This window comes from Kitasatospora sp. NPDC059462 (assembly GCF_042749955.1).
In the GTDB taxonomy this organism is placed as follows: domain Bacteria; phylum Actinomycetota; class Actinomycetes; order Streptomycetales; family Streptomycetaceae; genus Kitasatospora.
In genome coordinates this window covers 5,045-22,884 of the sequence record NZ_JBHYUU010000136.1, presented here as the reverse complement: position 1 = coordinate 22,884, position 17,840 = coordinate 5,045, and the positions used below count along the sequence as shown (strand labels likewise).

Here is a 17,840-nt window from a genome sequence, read left to right as displayed (position 1 = left end):
GGACACCGCCGAGGGCCGGTCGGTGCGGCTGCTGGTGGGGGCGGCGCTGGTGGCAGTGGAGCGGACCGCCGTGCCCGCCGTGCTGATCGGCGGGCTCGGCGTCGGCTTCTCGCTCGCCCACGCCGCGGCCGAGCCGCGCTGGGGGCGGATCGCCGTGGTGGAGCGCGAGGGCGCGATCATCGAGTGGCACCGGGACGGCCCGCTGGCGGCCTTCTCGGGCGGCGCGCTGGACGATCCGCGGGTGGAGGTGCTGCACACCGACCTGCTGGAGTACCTGGCCCGCGCCGACGGCGCCCGCTACCACGCGCTCTGCCTGGACATCGACAACGGGCCCGACTGGACGGTCACCGACGCCAACGCCGGGCTGTACGGCCCGGACGGGCTGGCGCGGCTGCGCCACCGGCTGGAGCCGGGCGGGGTGCTGGCGGTGTGGAGCGCCCGGCCGTCCGGGGCCTTCGAGGAGGCGCTGCGGGCGGCCGGCTTCACGGACGTGACGACGCGGGAGGTCGCGGTGGCCCGCGGTGTGCCGGACGTCGTGCACCTGGCCCGCCGCGCGCGGTGAGCGCATGACGGGCCAGGTGGCGCAGCGGCGGGGCCGCTTCCGGCCGGTCTGCTTCCGGCCGGTCTACTTCCGGCCGGTCTACTTCCGGCCGGTCTACTTCAGGCCGTTGTCCACCGCGGCCATCAGTTCGCCGTTCGGGGTGTCACCGTCGAAGGCCCAGACCATCGCGCCGGCCAGCCCCTGGGACTTGATCCAGGCGGTCTTGCGGGCGATCTCGGTCGGGTCGTCGTAGGTGTAGAAGACGTTCCCGTTGTAGATGTAGGCGTGGCCGGCCACCGGGTCGCGGTAGACGGTGTAACCGCCGCTGGTGGCCATCTCCTTGAGCCTCTTGTAGTCCTCGAAGCCCGCCTCGTAGGTGCCCGGGCCGGGGCCCGTCGCGGTCTGGAAGAGGCCGTTGGTGGTGCCGCGCGGCACGCCCGTCCAGCCGCGTCCGTAGAACGGGATGCCGAGGGTGAGCTTGCTCTTCGGGGCGCCGCCGTCGACGTACGCGCCGATCGCGACCTCGGAGCTGAACTGGCGGGCCGGCGGGTTCGGGTCACCGGCGGCGACCTTGATGCCGGACTGCTGGTTGGTGACCATCTCCCAGCCGCCGTGGTAGTCGTAGCCCTGGATGGTGGCGAAGTCGAAGGCGCCGAACAGGCCCGGGATGTCGATGCCCGCGGTGACCTTCGCCGGGTCGGCCGGGAGGAAGGCGCTCAGCGTGTAGTGCTTGTTGGTGGTGGCGCCGAGGGCGTCCAGCTGGCGGCGGAACTCCTGGGCCAGCAGGGTGTAGTTGGCCTTGTCGGCGGGCCGGAAGATGTTCCCGGTGTGCCCGTCGGAGTTCGGCCACTCCCAGTCGAGGTCGATGCCGTCGAAGATGCCGGCCGCGCTGCCCGCGCCGCCGCGGCCGTCGATCACCGGCAGGTTGCCCTTGATGTACATGTCGATGCAGGAGCTGACCAGCGCCTTGCGGGAGGCGTCGGTGGCCGCCGCGTCGGAGAACCACTTGCTGTAGGACCAGCCGCCCAGCGAGATCTGGATCTTGAGGTTGGGGTACTTGGCCTTGAGCTGCTTCAGCTGGTTGAAGTTGCCGGCCAGCTTCTGGTCCCAGGTGTCGGTGGTGCCGGCCACCGAGGTGCCGGCGTCCCAGCCCCGGCCGAAGTCGGCCCAGGCGTCACCGGCGCCGTCGCCCGCGTTCGGGTCGTTGTCCGGCCCGGCCGCCTTGTTGGTGATGAAGCACTGCTTGGTGCTCGGGTGGATGTTGGCGAAGGCGTAGTTGATCACCGAGAGCCGGCCGGCCGAGCCCGAGGTGTCGAGCTGCTTCACGCTGTAGCCGCGGGCGTAGACGCTCCACTGGGTGAAGTAGCCGATCTTCAGCGCGCCGCCGGTGCCGCCCTTCTTGGTGCGGGCGGTCACCGCGCCGGAGGCCGGGGAGACGTTGCCGGCCGCGTCGCGGGCCTTCACGGTGAAGGTGTACTCGGTGTCCGGGGCGAGGCCGCCGACGGTGCCGGAGGGGCTGGTGACGGTGGTCACCACGCCGTTGCTCGCGGTGATGTCGTAGGCGGTGACGCCGACGTTGTCGGTGCTGGCCGCCCAGCTCAGCGAGACCGAGCTGGAGTCCGAGCCGGTGACGGCCGGGGTGCCCGGCGTGGTCGGCGCCTCCTTGTCCTCGATCGGCGGCGGGGTGGTGACGCTCACCGGGCCGGCGGCCGCGGAGCGGTTGCCCGCCGCGTCGAAGGCCTGGACGGTGAACTGGTAGGTGGTGCCGCCGGTCAGGCCCTGCACGGTGACGGCGGTGGTGGCGCCGTCGGTGGTGGCCACCTTCGTGCCGTCCCGGTACACGTCGTACCCGGTGACGCCGACGTTGTCGGTGCTCGCGGTCCAGGACAGCGCCGCGGTGGTCTGGGTGACGGTGCCGGACTTCAGGGCGCCCGGAACGGTCGGCGGGGTCAGGTCGTCGCCGCTGCCGTCGCACGGCTTGCCGTTCAGCTTGCAGTTCGCCAGCGGCTGGTAGCCGCCCGAGTAGGCGATGTTGAAGCCGACGTTGTAGGTGCCGCCGGCCGGCAGGGTCGAGGCCCAGCCGGGGTTCTTCACCGTGACGTGGGAGGCCGAGGTGGTGTAGGAGGCGTTCCACAGGCCCGCGACGGTGTTGCCGCCGGGCAGGTCGAACTCCAGGGTCCAGCCGTTGACCGCGGCGCCGGTGCCGTTGGTGATGGTGTAGCTGCCCTCGTATCCGCTGCCCCAGTCGCTGCCCTTGGTCAGGCTCGCGGTCAGGGACCCGGCGGCCGCCGGTGCGGCGGGCCCGGCGGCGTGGGCCAGGGTGGCGGGCAGGGCGGCGCCGAGCAGCGGGACGAGCAGGGTCCCGGCCGCGAGCAGCGGCAGGCTGATCCGACGTTTGTGCATCGATGTGGCTCCTGTCCTGGGGTCCCGGGGCAGGCCCGGACCCCCCGTAACCCGTGGGGAGGTGTCAGGTGCGTGGAGCGGCGCGCTCCGGGCCATGGGGGCGGCCGCGGAACCGGTCCTCGGGCCGTCGGGGTGCCACGGAGGATCCTGTGCCGAGGGTAGGGAGCCGACGCTGAACTGGCAATAGGTCTGTACCACTTGTGGATCGTGGACATGACCGGGTGGCAGACGGCGACCGCCCCGGCGACGGGCGTCGCCGGGGCGGTCGTGGGGTGCGGCGGGGCCGCGGGGTTCCGGGCCCTCAGCCGAAGGGGTCGTGCTCCGGGGCGGCGGCGGGCGGCGGGGCCGGGGTGTCCTCGGGCTGCGGGGCGAAGGGGTTGAAGTCCGGCGGCGGGACCATCACCGGAGTGCCCTTGGCGGGGCCGGCGGTGGCGGGGACGGCCGGCGGGGTGCTGGGCGGCGGCGGGACGGCCGCGGCGCGGGGCGCCGGGAGGGTGGTGCCGAAGGGGTCCGCGGGCAGGTCGGCGGCGGTCACCGTGCCGAACGGGTCGGTGGCCGGGGCGGCGGCGGGCTGGGCGGCGGGGGCCGGCAGCGGTTCGGCGGCCGGGGCGCCGAGGATGCCGAAGGGGTCGAAGTCCGGCGGGGGCACCGTCACGGGGGTGCCCTTGGGCGGCTCGGGGGCCTCCTGGGCCGCCGGTTCGGCGGCCGGGGCGCCGAGGATGCCGAAGGGGTCGAAGTCCGGCGGCGGGACCGTCACCGGCGTGCCCTTGGGCGGGGCGGGCGGCCCGGCGGCGTCGTCGGGCACCAGGATCGGCCGGGCCGGGGTCGGGTCGGCGACCGGGGCGAAGGGGTTGAAGTCGGCCGACGGGACGCGCACCGGTGCGGCGTGCTCCTCGGGCACCGGCGGCACGGGGGGTGCCGGGGGAACGGGCGGCGCCGGGGGCGCGGCGGGCTCGGCCGGGGCGGGCACGGCGGTCGGGACGGCGCCCGGGACGGCGGCGACCGGGGTGGCGGGCACGCCGTCCCAGCCGAACTGCACGCTCTTCAGCAGCTCGGCGAAGACGTCCGTGTACAGCTCCCAGTCCTGCGGCTGGGCGGTGGTCAGCTGCACGCAGAGCACCGAGACGCCGTCCGGCAGCGGGACGAACGCCTCCACCACCGAGGTGACCGCCCAGCGGCGCGTCCCGTCGGCGGCCAGCGGGCCCGGCACCGGGACGCTGCGGGCCTCGACCAGGACGGCGGCCGGTCCGGCGGGCAGCAGCACCGTCCAGACCTCGGCGTGCCGGCGCACGGTGGCCAGCTCGGTGGCGAGCCCGGTGATCGGCAGCGGGTGGCGGGCCAGCGAGACGACCAGGGTGGCGTCGGTCGGCCGGCCGTCCAGGTGGAAGGCGCCGAGGCCCGCGTACACGGTGCCGGAGGCGGTGACGGTGTCCGCCAGGGCGGCGGCGATCAGCGCGAAGTCGCGGCGCTCGGCCGGGCCGGCGCCGCTGAACAGCTCCTCGGCGGTCTCGGCCAGGTGCGCGGTCAGCCCGGCGGCGGCCGCGGCGGTGGCCGGGGCGATCCCGGCTCCGGCCGGGATGCCGTCCACCGGCCCGGTGCGAACCGTCCGGGCGGAGACCCCGGGCGGGCCGTCCGGCGAGGTGAGGGCGTGGAAGCCCGGCGGGACGACCAGGCGCACCTCGGCGCCCGAGCCGGTGGGCAGTTCGACCGGCTGACGGGTCTGCCGGCCGTCGGCCAGCGCGGCCAGCGGCGCGGCGAAGGCGGGGCGGAGCTTGGGGTCGGCGGGCTCGCCGGTCACCGGCAGGCCGAGGTCCCCGGCGGTGGGCGCCCCGGTGGAGCCGGCCGCCGCGCCGCGGACCGGGTCGGCGGCGCCGTAGCGGGCCAGCAGCGCGCCGCCCGCCAGCGGGGCCAGCGCGGCGCCGGTGCCCGGGCGGGCGGTGCCGGCGGTGACCACGGTGCCGAGCCGGTCGACGGCGGTGTGCACCGGGCCGTTGGGTGCCAGCGGCAGGTGGAACAGGGCGTCGGCGGCCGGGTGGGCGCCCGCCCGCAGCACGGTCAGCGCGGCCGCGGGGTGGCGCGAGGCCCGGGCGCCGAGGAGCGCGTCGGTGAGGCTGCCGAGGGTCGCGGAGACCCGCTCCGCGGCTGCGAAGGGGCTGGCCTCCGCGCTGAACTGGCCGTCCTGGGTCACCTGTTGAGCCCCCCGCTCCGTTCGCTGTGCGTTCGCTGGTCCATGGACCCCGGCCCGGGGGTGACCGGCGGGCCGTCAGATCCGTGCACATTCCTATCAGAGGGCGCCGACGGGGCAGAACCGGCCGCCCGGCGTCGGCCCGCGTCCGGGGCCCCGCATCCGGAGCCCCGGCCCGCCCGGGCCGCTACGCCTGCTCGGTGCGGCCGGGCGCTCCCGCGGCGGGGCCGGGGCCGGGGACGGGGGCGGCGGCCGGGGCGGTCAGGGCGGTGAGGGCGTCGGCCAGGCCGGGGACGGCCAGCAGGCCCGCGAGGTCGCGCACCAGCCGCCCGGTCGGGCCGTCCGGGCGTTCGTCGGCGAGGAAGCCGGCCAGCTCGGCGGCCAGCGCGGGCTCCCGGGCGGCGGTCAGCGTGAGCGCGGCCACGAACTCCTGCACCAGGTGCAGCTGGAGGTCCTCCAGCGGCACCGAGCGGTCGGCCAGCCACTCCAGCGAGGTGATCTCGGCGTTGGCGATCCAGGCCCGGACGGTCAGCCGCAGCGCCGGGCTGGGGGAGGGCAGCGCCAGGTGGCCGAGGAGCTGGTCGTGGGCGGCCTGGCGGACCTCGTCGATCACCGCCGAGGTGTTGGTGCTGGCCGTCACCGAACCGCCGCGCAGCAGCGCCGCGAAGCCGGGGCCGCGGCTCTGCACGAAGTCCAGGTAACGGCCCATCACCCGGTACAGCCGTTCGGAGAGCGGGCCCTCGGCCGGCTCCTCGAACCGGGCCGACAGCTCCCGGCCGGCCCGGCGCAGCGACTCCTCGTAGATCGCCTGCTTGCCCGGGAAGTAGTGGTAGACCAGCGGCCGGGAGGCACCCGCGGCGGCGGCGATGTCGTCGATCGACACCTCCTCCGGCGGGCGGTGGCTGAACAGCTCCAGCGCCACCGCGATCAGCTGCTCGCGCCGCTCGTCCACGCTCAGCCGCCGGCGCGGGCGCCCGGCGCTCTCCGGGCGGTCGCCGCCTCCGGGCGCGGGCGCGGACGCGGGGGAGGGGGCCGACGGCGTGCGGGATGCCATGCGCGTCACCCTATCCGCCCGGTCGGGCCCGGCGGTGCTCCAGGTAGCGGCGGTAGGCCTCCCGGCCGTCGGGGACGAAGACGTCGCGCTCCAGCCGGGCGGCCAGCTCGGCCGGGGTGAGCCAGGCGTGCCAGGCCACCTCGGACTCCTGCGGGGAGACCGGGCCGTCCCACTCGGCCTCGTGCACGTCGGACCACCAGGCGAGGCCGTCGCCGCGGTACAGGAAGCGGAACAGCGGGCGCGGGGCGATCCCGGTGACGCCCAGCTCCTCCTCCGCCTCCCGGACGGCGGCCCGCCCGTAGGTCTCCCCGGCGCCCACCACGCCGCCGACGAACATGTCGTGCGCGCCCGGGGCGAACAGTTTGGTGTCGGTGCGCCGGTGCACGAAGATCCGCCCGGCCGGGTCGCGGACCAGGACGAAGACGCACCGGTGGGTCAGCCCGAGCCGGTACACCTCCCCCCGCCGTGCGGTCCCGGTCACCCGGTCGTGCTCGTCGACGACGTCCAGCAGCTCATCGGCGGGATCGCTCTGCGCAGGCTCGCTCATGACCGACAGGTTAGGGTTTCCGGGCGATTCACGAACGGACGGACGAGGGACGGCACGCGCGGTGGTGGAGATCTGGGGCGAGACGGCCGGGGGCTTCGAGCCGGTGCGGGAGGCCTTCGCGCGCAACTTCCGGGAGTACGGGGAGCTCGGCGCGGCCTTCGCGCTGTACGTGCACGGCCGCAAGGTGGTGGACCTCTGGGGCGGCGACGCCCGGCCCGAGGTCGGCGGGCGGCCCGCGCCGGCCGTGCCCTGGACGGCGGACACCGCGCAGGTGCTGCGTTCGGTCACCAAGGGCCTGACCGCGACCACCGCGCTGCTGCTCGCCGAGCGCGGGCAGCTCGACCTGGACGCCCCGGTGGTCTCCTACTGGCCGGAGTTCGGGGCGGCCGGCAAGGGCGGGGTGCCGGTGAGCTGGCTGCTGTCGCACCAGGCCGGGGTACCGGCGCTGGACGTGCCGCTGCGGCTGGAGGACGTGCTCACCTGGGAGCGGGCGGCGGCCGCGGTGGCCGCCCAGGCGCCCGCCTGGGAGCCCGGCACGGCGCACGGCTACCACCCGTACACCTTCGGCTGGCTGGTCGGCGAGGTGGTGCGCCGGGTGAGCGGGCGCACCGTCGGCCAGTACTTCGCCGAGGAGATCGCCCGTCCGCTCGGCCTCGACCTGTGGATCGGCCTGCCGGCCGGCGCCGCGCCCCGGGTGGGCCGGCTGGTCGACCTGCCCGCGCCGGCGGCCGCCCGGACCGGTCCGAGCGGGCTGCGGCTGCGCCCCAAGCAGTCCGTGCGGGACGCCTACCAGGACCCGTCCTCGCTGACCGCCCGGGCGTTCGCCTCGGTGCGGCCCGGGGTGGACCTGAACGACCCGGCGGTGCAGGCGGCCGAGATCCCCGGCGCGGGCGGGATCGGCACGGCGCGCTCGGTGGCCCGGTTCTACGCGGCGCTGATCGGCGCGGCCGACCGGCACGGCAGCGGCGGCGGGGCGCTGCCGCCGCTGCTCGGTCCCGGGATGCTGACCCGCGCGGTCGGGCCGGTGGTCAGCGGCCCGGACCGGGTGCTGATCGTCGGTTCCACCTTCGGGCTGGGCTTCTTCCGGCACAGCCCGACCTCGCCGATGGCCTCGCCGGCGAGCTTCGGCCACCCGGGCCGGGGCGGCTCGCTGGGCTTCGCCGACCCGGAGCTCGGGATCGGCTTCGGCTACGTCACCAACGGCATGCAGCCCGGTGTCACCGGGGACATCCGCTCCCGCGCGCTGATCCGGGCGGTGCGGGAGTGCCTGGGGGCGGCCTGAGCCCGGGCCGGGCCGGGGCCGCGCCCGGGGCGGGTCAGGCCTGGCCGGTCGCGAAGTGGCTGATCCGGCCGCCCTCGACGGTGAACCGCCAGGCGGTGCGCATCTCGCCCCAGGTCTCGTTGCGGTAGTCGGCGACCAGGGCCCGGCCGCCGTCGGACTCGGAGCGGACCTCCATGTGGCCGTGGACGGTGAAGATCTCCCGGTCGATCCAGTCCTGGAGGTCCCGCTCGGAGCCGTCGTCGGACATGGTCGCCTCCGGGGCGAGCAGGTCGACGAAGGCCTGCCGGTCGCCGGCGTTGATCGCGGTGACGGCGGCGCGCACGGTCGGGTCGGAGAGTTTGGCGGGGGCGATGGTCATCCGGTCTCCCAGGAGTCGAAGCGGGTCGGGACTCCTGTTTAGGACCTCGGCGGGGACTCGCCGCGCATGTCGGCGGCGAGTCGGGGATTTCCGGGGGCCGACTGTGCTTGGATCCCGCTACGGGCGATTCACCCCCTGGGGTCCCCGACCGGGCCACGGGGAGTGGCGTACGGGGCGGGAAGCCGGCCGGCCCGGCTTCCCGCCCCGCGTTCCGGGGCCGTGCGGCGGTGCGCCGCCGCCTAGAACAGGCCGGTGGCCTGCGGGGAGTAGCTGACGAGCAGGTTCTTGGTCTGCTGGTAGTGCTCCAGGACGGCCTTGTGGCCCTCCCGGCCGATGCCGGAGTTCTTGTACCCGCCGAACGCGGCATGGGCCGGGTAGGCGTGGTAGCAGTTGGTCCAGACCCGGCCGGCCTGGATGGCGCGCCCCGCCCGGTAGGCGGTGGTGCCGTTGCGGGTCCAGACGCCGGCGCCGAGCCCGTAGAGGGTGTCGTTGGCGAGCGCGACCGCGTCGTCGAAGCCCTCGAAGCGGGTGACCGCGACGACGGGGCCGAAGATCTCCTCCTGGAAGATCCGCATCCCGTTGACGCCCTCGAAGACCGTCGGCGTGACGTAGTAGCCGCCGGACAGCGCGCCGCCCAGCTCGGCCCGCTCGCCGCCGGCGAGCACCTTGGCGCCCTCGGCCTGGCCGATCTCGACGTAGGAGAGGATCTTGCGCAGCTGTTCCTCGCTGGCCTGGGCGCCGATCTGGGTGTCGGTGTCCAGCGGGTTGCCCTGGCGCATCGCCCGCACCCGGTCCAGGCCGTCGGCGAGCAGCCGGTCGTACACCGAGGACTCGATCAGGGCCCGGCTGGGGCAGGTGCAGACCTCGCCCTGGTTGAGGGCGAACATCGCGAAGCCCTCGACGGTCTTGTCGTAGAAGGCGTCCTGTTCGGCCGCGACGTCGGCGAAGAACAGGTTGGGGCTCTTGCCGCCGAGCTCCAGCGAGACCGGGATGAGGTTGCCGCTCGCGTACTGCGAGATCAGCCGGCCGGTGGTGGTCTCGCCGGTGAAGGCGATCTTGCGGATCCGGTCGCTGGAGGCGAGCGGGCGGCCGGCCTCCAGGCCGAAGCCGTTGACCACGTTGAGCACGCCCGGCGGCAGCAGGTCGGCGGTCAGTTCGGCCAGCAGCAGGACGGAGGCCGGCGTCTGCTCGGCGGGCTTGAGCACGACCGCGTTGCCCGCCGCCAGCGCCGGGGCGAGCTTCCAGACCGCCATCAGGATCGGGAAGTTCCACGGGATGATCTGGCCGACCACGCCCAGCGGCTCGTGGAAGTGGTAGGCCACGGTGTCCTCGTCCAGTTGCGAGACGCCGCCCTCCTGGGCGCGCAGCGCGCCCGCGAAGTAGCGCAGCTGGTCGACGGCCAGCGGCAGGTCGGCGCCCAGCGTCTCGCGCACCGGCTTGCCGTTCTCCCAGCTCTCCGCGACGGCGAGGGCTTCGAGGTTCTGCTCGATCCGGTCGGCGATCCGCAGCAGCACCTGGGCGCGCTCGGCGGGCGGGGTGCGGCCCCAGGCCGGGGCGGCGGCGTGGGCGGCGTCCAGCGCGGCCTCGATGTCCTCGGCGGTGCCGCGGGCGACCTCGGTGAAGACCTCGCCGGTGACCGGGCTGGGGTTCTCGAAGTAGCGGCCGAGGACCGGCGGCGTCCACCGGCCGCCGATCCAGTGTTCGTAGCGGGGGCGGTAGCCGACGATGGATCCGGGCTGCCCGGGGGGCTGGTAGACCGGCATGTTCTGGTGCCTCCTCGCGCTGTCGGGGCACCGCTCCGGCCACGCGGGCCGGAGCGGTGCGCCGGGCCGCGCAGGGGGCGGCCCGGCGGAGGGTACGGACACACACGCGGGTCGGGCGCCCCCGTGCCGGGGCGTCCGCCGGGTTGCACCCTAACCGGCGGGCGGCCGGTTCGGCTACGGTCCGTACGGCATCGGTCGACGCAGGGTGGCGCGGCCCGCCGGCCCCGGGGCGGGCCGGGTCAGGCGGTCTGGTAGCGGCCGGTGCGGCGCTCCCAGCTCAGGTAGCCGGCCAGCCAGGTGACCAGCCCGTCGGCGTAGCGCTGGGCGACGATCCGCTCGACCCGGGCCAGGCCGAGCTCCCGGTGGACGTCGGGCAGTCCCTCGTACAGCTCCCGGGAGCGCTCGACCATCAGCTGCGCCTCGGCCATCACCACGGCGCACGCCTCCTCGGCCGAGCAGTCCCGCTCCCGCCGCACGATCATCACCAGGTTGTTGACGTCGCCGCGCGGCGCCTCCAGCGGGAACGAGCGCACGTCGTTGGTCAGCGAGGGGATGTCGGCGGCGAGCTGGCGCAGCTGACGCAGCACCGGATGGTGCAGCACGGCCGGGGGCACCTCGAAGTGGCCGAGCCGCTCGATCATGTCGAAGATGGTCTCCATCGCGGCGGTGCCGCGCCGCAGCACCTGGTAACCGGCCCGGTCCGGCGGGTTCGGGCTGATCCGCCCGGCCGCCTCGGCGGGGTGGGAGGCGAGGTAGTACTCCCAGTTGTAGGCGGCGCGCGCCTGCCAGCGCGCCGGCATGCCCTGGACGCTGCGTTCCCACAGGTCGGCGAAGGCGGTCTCCACGGGCGAGCCGCGGTCGGGCGACGCGCCGTGCAGGACGGCGACCAGCCGGTCGCAGATCGGCGCCACCTCGGTGGGGCGGCGGCCGAGCGGGCCGTCGAACTGGTCGTCGAAGAGGAAGTAGAAGCCCATGAGGTCGGCGGCGAGCGCGAGTTCGTCGGGCCCGGCCTCGGGGTAGCCGAGCGCCGCGAGGTCCACGACGTCCCAGTGGGCGTAGGACGGGTGGGCCGGGTCGGGCAGCAACGGATGGCGGGTCAGCCAGGCGCGGTGCAGTTCGGTGGCGTACGGCCCGTGGTCGCTGCGACGGTGCGGGAACGGAATCTGAAGTGAGGTGTCGTCAGACATCGGACTCCCGGAGCTGCGAAGGGTGGGGGTGCTGATGGGTATTGCGGGCGTGGGCGGGGGAGTTGGGGTGGCGCTGCCGGAGGGGTGAACATGGTCATGGCATGATCAACTTGGTATGCGGGGCGTAGAGTATCTGATGCAATGATCCGACGTTAGGGATATACGGCAATTGCCCTCGGCAGGTCTTCCAAACCCTTCAACTCGCCCCTCGCCTGCGTGAATACACTCCACCAGGCCCCCTGCGGCGCTAACCTCGGCTCCACGAGCAGGGATCGGCGAGGCGGAGGCACGACGGTGACCGAGCGGGACAGGGAATTCCGGGCGGAGGCGAAGCCGGGCGCGCGGGAGGCCGAAGGCGCCCCCAATCGCATCAGACTGCGCGACCGCGACTCCGAACTCCGCTCCGCCGAGTCCGCGGTGGACAAGCTCTGCCGCGACTTCGCGGCCGGCGGCACCGAGATCGGCGAACTGCTCACCTTCTCCGGCCGGCCCGGCATCGGCAAGACCAGCCTGCTGCACGAGGTCCGCCGGATCGCCAAACTGCGCCCCGGCGCCACCGTGCTGTTCGCCCGCGGCGGCGAACGCCAGTTCAAGGAGCCCTACCACGTCCTGCGCCAGCTCCTCCAGCCGGTGCTCGGCAGCCTGGAACCGGGCGAGTTCAGCCAGGTGATGGGCACCTGGGAAGAGGTCGTCGGCCCGGCCATGGGCCTCAAGCAGCCCAGGAAGGGCGCCCGCCGCCTCGACCCGCAGGGCGTGCGCGACGGCCTCGACTTCGTCCTCACCCAGCTCGCCCCGCGGCGCGCCCCGCTGGTGATGATCGTCGACGACCTGCACTGGTCCGACCCCGAATCGCTGAGCTGGCTGGCCCAGTTCGCCGTCCGGGCGCGCGAGCTGCCCGTCCTGCTGGTCTTCGCCTACCGCGACGACACCGCCGACTGGCAGCAGGAGTCCCAGGAGCACCAGCGCGCCGTCGCCGCGCTGGCCACCCGCCGGCACGAGCTGAGCCGGCTCTCCCTGGTCGCGGTCACCGACATGATCCGCGCCGAACTCGGCGAGCGGGCCGAGGACGCCTTCTGCTACGAGTTCTGGAACGTCGTCAACGGCAACCCCTTCGAGGTCGTCGCCCTGCTCGACCAGGTCCGCGACCAGGAGCTGGAACCGGTCGAGGAGAACTCCCAGCAACTGCGCGAACTGGCCGTCGACGCCACCGGGATGACCCTCAAGTCCTGGCTGGACCGGCTCGGCGCCGCCACCCTGCGCTTCGCCTGGGCCGCCGCGATGCTCGGCACCGACATCCAGCCCGAACTCGCCACCCGGATCTCCGCCCAGAGCGCCGAGGGCGCCCGCGAGTCCATCAAGGAACTGCGCAAGCAGCGCGTCCTCACCAAGACCCCCAACGGCAACCTCGAATTCGTCCACCCGCTGATCGCCAGCTCGATCTACAACACCATGCCCGAGGCCACCCGCACCGGCATGCACGGCGTGGCCGCCGCCGAGATCGAGAACGCCGGACTCGGCCTGCTCGCCGCCTCCCGCCACCTGGTGGAGACCTTCGCGGGCGAGGGCGACGACCGCACCGTGCGCAAACTCCGCCGGGCCGCCTCCGAACACCTGCTGATCGGCGCGCCCGAGGCGGCCCAGCGCTGTCTGCACCGCGCGCTCGCCGAACCGCCGGACGACCAGGACCGCGCCGAGGTGCTGTACGAGCTGGGCTGCTCCGCCCTGCTCACCGACCCCGTCGCCACCGTCAACCAGCTGAAGCTCGCGCTCGACCCGGACGAAGGACCGCTGCGCCCCTCGCTGCGGGTCGACGCCACCTTCCGGCTCTCCGAAGTGCTCGCGCACAGCGGCGAGCTGCGCCAGGCCGCGGTGGTCTGCCAGGACGAGGCGGAGCGCACCGTCGGGGACCCGGCGGGCCGGCTGCGGCTGGAGGCCGCGTCGTTCATGTGGCACGCCTACCGCAAGTCCGAGGAGGACGGACCGGCCCGCTCCGCCCGGCTCGGCGCGCTGTGCGAGAGCCTCACCGGGCGGGAGGCGGCCGACCGGGCGGTCCTGGCGCTGCGGGCCTGGGACCTCACCCTGCGCGGCGAGCCCTCGGCCGAGGTGCTGCGGCACGCCGACGACGTGCTGGACAACGGCCGGCTGCCCAAGGGCCTCGGCTGGACCGACAACACCTGGGGCTTCGAACTGCCCGCCACGCTCGGCCTGTCCTACACCTACAACGACCGCATCGCCCAGGCCGAGCGGCTCTTCTCGGACGCCATCGTCCAGTTCGAGGTGGCGGGCTGGAGCGGTGCCCACCGGGGCTTCGCCTACTTCCTGATGGGCCTGGCCCGGTTCCGGCGCGGCCTGCTCGCCGAGGCCGAGGACTTCCTGCGCCGCGCGCTGCGGCTGTCCGAGCGGATCAGCTCCAAGCTGCCGCTCGCCTGGGACGCGGTCGGCGTGCTGATCGACACCCTGATCGCCCGCGGCCGCAGCCAGGAGGCCTGGGAACTCGCCCTGGAGTTCGGCTTCCACCCGCCGTACCACGTCACCGCGATGGTGCTGCCCGACGCCGCCTCGCTGTACGGCAAGCTGCTGCTCGCCGTCGGCCGGCCCGCCGGCGCGGCCGCCGCGCTGACCGAGGCCGGCGCCCAGCTGGACGTCCGGGGCTGGCACAACACGGTCTGGGCGCCCTGGGCCGGCCACCTGGCCATCGCGCTCGCCGCGGACGAGCCGGAGCGGGCCCGCGCGTACGCCCGCCGCTCGGTCGTCGACGCGGAGCGGTTCGGCACCGCCTCGGCGATCGGCACCGCGCTGCGGCTGCATGCCCAGATCGAGGACGGCCAGCAGGCGGTCGAACTGCTGGAGCGGGCGGTCACCCACCTCGGCCAGTCGCCGGCCGGCTACGAGCACGCCGTCGCCCTGGTCGACCTCGGAGCCGCGCTGCGCCGGGTCGGCCGGCTGGAGGACGCCCAGGAGCACCTCTACCAGGGCATCGAACTGGCCCAGCACTGCGCGGCCGACGGGCTGGTCGACCGGGCCCGGCGCGAGCTGGCCAACTACGGCCTGCGGCCCAACCGGCTCGGCGACGTGCGCGAGACGCTCAGCCAGCCGGAGTGGGACGTCGCCGAGCTGGCCGTGCGGGGCATCCCGCCGCAGCGCATCGCCGACCACCTGGCGCTCCCGCTCAACCTGGTCAACCGCCGGCTGGCCGCCGTCTACCGCAAGGCCGGCAGCGGCCCCGACGGCCTGGCCGCGGCGCTCGGCCTGCCGCCCGCGCAGCGCGACGGCTCCGACCCGGTCGACCGGCCGGGCGGCGCGCACGGGGACGAGGGCGGGTTCGGCGCCGGCCGCTGAACCGGTCCCGGCGACCGGGCGGGTCCCACGGCGACACGCCCGGCCGTCCTCCCGGCCGCAGCGCACGGCGCACCGGACGGCGCGCGGGCACTCGATGAGCGCCCCCGCGCCGTCCGCTGCGGCTCGCGGCCGGTCGCCTGGCTCCCTGCCGGGCCCGCGGCGCCAGGGCACGCACGCCCCCGGCCTTCGGCCGGCAGGCACCCCCGCGCCGCGTCGCCGCCGGTCGCCGACGGCCGGGGGAGCCGCGGCCCGGTCCGACGAAATCCGGGGGACAGGCCCTAGGCTGACGCCGACCCGGGCCCATGCGGGGCCCGGCACCCCGGCGAAAGGGCGGGCGCGCTCCCGTGGCCCGCCAGTGAGGAGCAGGCCATGGCGACGCCCCCGGCGAACGGGCCGCAGACCACCAGCGTGCGGCGCGAGCCCTTCGAACCCTCGGGCGCGGGCGCCGCGATCGAGCGGTGGACGCTGCGCGCCGGACCGTACGAGGCGAGCGTGCTCACCCTCGGCGCCACCCTGCACACCCTGGTCGCCCCGGACCGCGACGGCCGCCCCGCCCAGCTGCTGCTCTCCACCGACCGGCTCGCCGACATCCTCGGCCCGGCGCGCCACTACGGCACCGTGGTCGGCCGGTACGCCAACCGGATCGCCGGCAGCAGCATCACCGTCGACGGCGAGGAGCACCAGCTCGCCCCGACCGGCGGCGGGGTCACCCTGCACGGCGGTCCCGACGGCTTCGCGCACCGGATCTGGACGGCCGAGGAGGTGCCCGGCGGCGTCCGGCTCGCGCTGCACAGCCCCGACGGCGACCAGGGCTTCCCGGGCGCCCTCGACGTCACCGTCGAGTACACCCTCGACCCGGGCGGCGAGATGGCGATCCGCTACCACGCGGTGACCACCGCGCCGACCGTGGTCAACCTCACCAACCACGCCTACGTCAACCTGGCGGGCGAGGGCTCCGGGGACGTCCTCGGCCACCTGCTCACCCTCGACGCCGACGGCTTCACCCCCGCCGACGAGCGGCAGATCCCCGACGGCCGGATCGAGCCGGTGGCCGGGACGCCGTTCGACTTCACCACCGCCCGGCCGATCGGCAAGTCGCTGCACGACGGCCACCCGCAGCTGACCGGACCCGGCGGGTACGACCACAACTGGGTGCTGCGGCCGCGTCCGGCGGACGGCACCCCGGCCCGGGCGGCGCTGCTGGAGGACCCGTCCAGCGGCCGCACCCTGGAGGTGCTGACCACCGAGCCCGGCATCCAGGTCTACACCGCCAACACCTTCCAGGGCCGGGTCACCGGCGCGCGCGGGGTGCCGTACGGGCCGTTCGCGGGGATCGCGCTGGAGACCCAGCACTTCCCGGACTCCCCGCACCACCCGGCCTTCCCGAGCACCGAGCTGCGTCCGGGCGAGGAGTTCCGTTCGACCACCGTGCTGCGGCTCGGAACCACCGGCTGACGGAGGCACTGCAAGAGGCTTTCCTCACGGAGGGTGGCCCCGGCGGCGACAGTCGACCGGGGCAAACCGGACAAGGTGTGGCGACATGCCCGGCTGTCAACGACTGTGCGGCAACGCAGAGGACACGCCGATGTAACGATCGCCGTTTCTTGCAGAAACTTTCTGCAAGGTCTTTCCGCAACTGTTGCCCCGCTGTTAACTTCCTTGCGGGCCCGGCGGCAGCAACGGTGCGGTCGGCGCGAGGCAAGGCAGCCATTATGCGCCTGTCTCCGGTCATTTCGGGCACCCCCACCCTCCAAGGAGTTCTCATGCGGCGTGGCATCGCGGCCTCTGCCCTCGTTGTGGCCCTCGCGGTCTCGATGGCTGCCTGTGGCAGCAGCGGCTCCAGCTCCGACGGCAAGGCCGACGGGCCGGTCACCCTCACCTACTGGGACACCTCGAACGCCACCAACGAGGCGCCGAACTACCAGGAGCTCGTCAAGAAGTTCGAGGCCGCCAACCCGGACGTCAAGGTCGACTTCGTCAACGTGCCCTTCGACCAGGCGCAGAACAAGCTCCAGACCGCGATGGGCGCCAAGGGCGCTCCGGACGTGTTCCGCTCCGAGGTCGGCTGGACCGCCGCGTTCGCCAAGGCCGGCTACCTGGAGCCGCTGGACGGCACCCCGGCCGCCGCCGACACCGCCAAGTTCCAGCCCAGCCTGATCCAGCAGGCGAGCTACGAGGGCAAGCTCTACGGCGTGCCGCTGGTCACCGACACCCTCGGCCTGCTCTACAACAAGGAGCTCTTCGCCAAGGCCGGCATCACCGCCGCCCCCGCCACCTGGGACGAGCTCAAGACCGCCGCCGCCGCGGTCAAGGAGAAGGCCGGCGTCGACGGCTTCTGGCTGAAGGCCGCCGACGGCTACTACGCCATGCCGTTCCTGTTCGGCGAGGGCACCGACACCGTCGACGCCAAGGGCAAGAAGATCACCGTCGCCGGGCCGGAGGCCGTCAAGGCGATCGAGACCTACAAGTCCCTGTTCACCGCGCCCGGCACCGCCAAGGCCGACGTCACCACCGACGCCTACGCGCACATGATGGACGCCTTCAACAGCGGCAAGGTCGCGGCGATCGTCCAGGGCCCCTGGGAGATCACCAACATCTACACGGGCTCCGCCTTCGCCGACAAGGCCAACCTGGGCATCGCCCCGGTCCCGGGCGGCTCCGCCGGCAAGGGCGGCGCCCCGACCGGCGGCCACAACATCTCCGTCTACGCCGGCGCCGACAAGGCCCACAAGGCCGCCGCCGGGAAGTTCGCCGCCTTCATGACCTCGGCCGAGAGCCAGGCCTTCATCGCGCAGAAGAACTCCACCCTGCCGACCCGCGAGGACGCCTTCACCCCCGAGGTCAAGGCCGACCCCGGCATCGCCGGCTTCCAGGCGGTCCTGTCGAGCGCCAAGCCGCGCCCCGAACTGCCCGAGTACAGCTCGCTGTTCGCGTCGCTGGGCACCAACCTCGGCAAGATCGTCCAGGGCACCGCGACCCAGGACGGCCTGAACACCGTCGCCACCGACTACGCCAAGCTCCTCCCGGGCTTCGCCAAGTAGTCCACCCCCCACCCAGCCCGGGGGGGGGCCGGGGGCCCCCCCGGCCCCGCCCCCCCGGCCCCCCCCCCCCGGGCCCCCACCGGGGGGGGGGGCGCCCCCCCCCACGTGGTGGGCCAAAAGGGGAGCCCGGGGCCGCCCCC

At 74.7% G+C, this 17,840-nt stretch carries 12 protein-coding genes; 5 read left to right on the top strand and 7 right to left on the bottom strand.

Annotated features, from left to right (window positions below):
• Positions 1–562, top strand: a 562-nt coding sequence (locus tag ACFXAM_RS27865; RefSeq protein ID WP_380295249.1) for a spermidine synthase, incomplete at its 5' end; no start/stop codon positions are given.
• 93 nt (positions 563–655) lie between these two features.
• On the opposite strand, the gene ACFXAM_RS27860 is transcribed toward ACFXAM_RS27865, so the two are convergent.
• The 4 genes from ACFXAM_RS27860 to ACFXAM_RS27845 form a co-directional block, all read right to left on the bottom strand.
• The gene (locus ACFXAM_RS27860) at positions 656–2,944 is read right to left on the bottom strand and encodes a glycosyl hydrolase family 18 protein (protein ID WP_380295247.1); all 2,289 of its coding nucleotides are present in this window, start codon (positions 2,942–2,944) and stop codon (positions 656–658) included.
• A gap of 301 nt (positions 2,945–3,245) precedes the next feature.
• Positions 3,246–5,132 (bottom strand): hypothetical protein, encoded by a 1,887-nt coding sequence (locus ACFXAM_RS27855; protein WP_380295246.1) that lies wholly within the window; start codon positions 5,130–5,132, stop codon positions 3,246–3,248.
• A 184-nt stretch (positions 5,133–5,316) separates the two neighbouring features.
• Positions 5,317–6,183 carry a TetR/AcrR family transcriptional regulator gene (locus ACFXAM_RS27850; RefSeq protein ID WP_380295244.1) on the bottom strand — a complete coding sequence of 289 codons (867 nt, stop codon included), beginning with the start codon at positions 6,181–6,183 and terminating at the stop codon, positions 5,317–5,319.
• 10 nt (positions 6,184–6,193) lie between these two features.
• Positions 6,194–6,730: an NUDIX hydrolase gene (locus ACFXAM_RS27845; protein ID WP_380295243.1), complete on the bottom strand. Its 537-nt coding sequence runs from the start codon at positions 6,728–6,730 to the stop codon at positions 6,194–6,196.
• 61 nt (positions 6,731–6,791) lie between these two features.
• Between ACFXAM_RS27845 and ACFXAM_RS27840 the strand changes: the two genes are divergently transcribed.
• Positions 6,792–8,012 carry a serine hydrolase domain-containing protein gene (locus ACFXAM_RS27840; protein WP_380295241.1) on the top strand — a complete coding sequence of 407 codons (1,221 nt, stop codon included), beginning with the start codon at positions 6,792–6,794 and terminating at the stop codon, positions 8,010–8,012.
• Between the two features lie 34 nt (positions 8,013–8,046).
• Here ACFXAM_RS27840 and ACFXAM_RS27835 read toward each other — a convergent pair whose 3' ends face one another.
• The 3 genes from ACFXAM_RS27835 to ACFXAM_RS27825 all read right to left on the bottom strand — a co-directional run bounded on the left by ACFXAM_RS27835 (position 8,047) and on the right by ACFXAM_RS27825 (position 11,320).
• The gene (locus ACFXAM_RS27835; RefSeq protein WP_380295239.1) at positions 8,047–8,370 is read right to left on the bottom strand and encodes a nuclear transport factor 2 family protein; all 324 of its coding nucleotides are present in this window, start codon (positions 8,368–8,370) and stop codon (positions 8,047–8,049) included.
• A 239-nt stretch (positions 8,371–8,609) separates the two neighbouring features.
• Positions 8,610–10,133 (bottom strand): aldehyde dehydrogenase family protein, encoded by a 1,524-nt coding sequence (locus ACFXAM_RS27830; RefSeq protein WP_380295237.1) that lies wholly within the window; start codon positions 10,131–10,133, stop codon positions 8,610–8,612.
• A gap of 239 nt (positions 10,134–10,372) precedes the next feature.
• Positions 10,373–11,320, bottom strand: coding sequence for a terpene cyclase (locus tag ACFXAM_RS27825; protein ID WP_380295235.1), 948 nt, complete (start codon positions 11,318–11,320; stop codon positions 10,373–10,375).
• A gap of 294 nt (positions 11,321–11,614) precedes the next feature.
• Here ACFXAM_RS27825 and ACFXAM_RS27820 point away from each other — a divergent pair, with 294 nt between their 5' ends.
• From ACFXAM_RS27820 to ACFXAM_RS27810, 3 genes are all read left to right on the top strand, one after another.
• Entirely contained in the window at positions 11,615–14,659 is a 3,045-nt protein-coding gene (locus ACFXAM_RS27820) for an ATP-binding protein (RefSeq protein ID WP_380295233.1), read from the top strand.
• 369 nt (positions 14,660–15,028) lie between these two features.
• A complete protein-coding gene (locus ACFXAM_RS27815; RefSeq protein ID WP_380295231.1) occupies positions 15,029–16,114 on the top strand; it encodes an aldose epimerase family protein in 1,086 nt (361 codons plus the stop codon).
• A 308-nt stretch (positions 16,115–16,422) separates the two neighbouring features.
• Complete coding sequence (locus ACFXAM_RS27810) at positions 16,423–17,700, top strand: extracellular solute-binding protein (RefSeq protein WP_380295229.1); 1,278 nt, start codon at positions 16,423–16,425, stop codon at positions 17,698–17,700.
• The last annotated feature ends 140 nt before the right edge of the window (positions 17,701–17,840 follow it).

Excerpts from the sequence above, each read along its gene's own strand:
- ACFXAM_RS27825 (WP_380295235.1), bottom strand. The coding sequence starts at position 11,320 with ATGTCTGACGACACCTCACTTCAGATTCCGTTCCCGCACCGTCGCAGC.
- ACFXAM_RS27830 (WP_380295237.1), bottom strand. The coding sequence starts at position 10,133 with ATGCCGGTCTACCAGCCCCCCGGGCAGCCCGGATCCATCGTCGGCTAC.
- ACFXAM_RS27835 (WP_380295239.1), bottom strand. The coding sequence starts at position 8,370 with ATGACCATCGCCCCCGCCAAACTCTCCGACCCGACCGTGCGCGCCGCC.
- ACFXAM_RS27810 (WP_380295229.1), top strand. The coding sequence starts at position 16,423 with ATGCGGCGTGGCATCGCGGCCTCTGCCCTCGTTGTGGCCCTCGCGGTC.
- ACFXAM_RS27815 (WP_380295231.1), top strand. The coding sequence starts at position 15,029 with ATGGCGACGCCCCCGGCGAACGGGCCGCAGACCACCAGCGTGCGGCGC.
- ACFXAM_RS27850 (WP_380295244.1), bottom strand. The coding sequence starts at position 6,183 with ATGGCATCCCGCACGCCGTCGGCCCCCTCCCCCGCGTCCGCGCCCGCG.
- ACFXAM_RS27860 (WP_380295247.1), bottom strand. The coding sequence starts at position 2,944 with ATGCACAAACGTCGGATCAGCCTGCCGCTGCTCGCGGCCGGGACCCTG.
- ACFXAM_RS27845 (WP_380295243.1), bottom strand. The coding sequence starts at position 6,730 with ATGAGCGAGCCTGCGCAGAGCGATCCCGCCGATGAGCTGCTGGACGTC.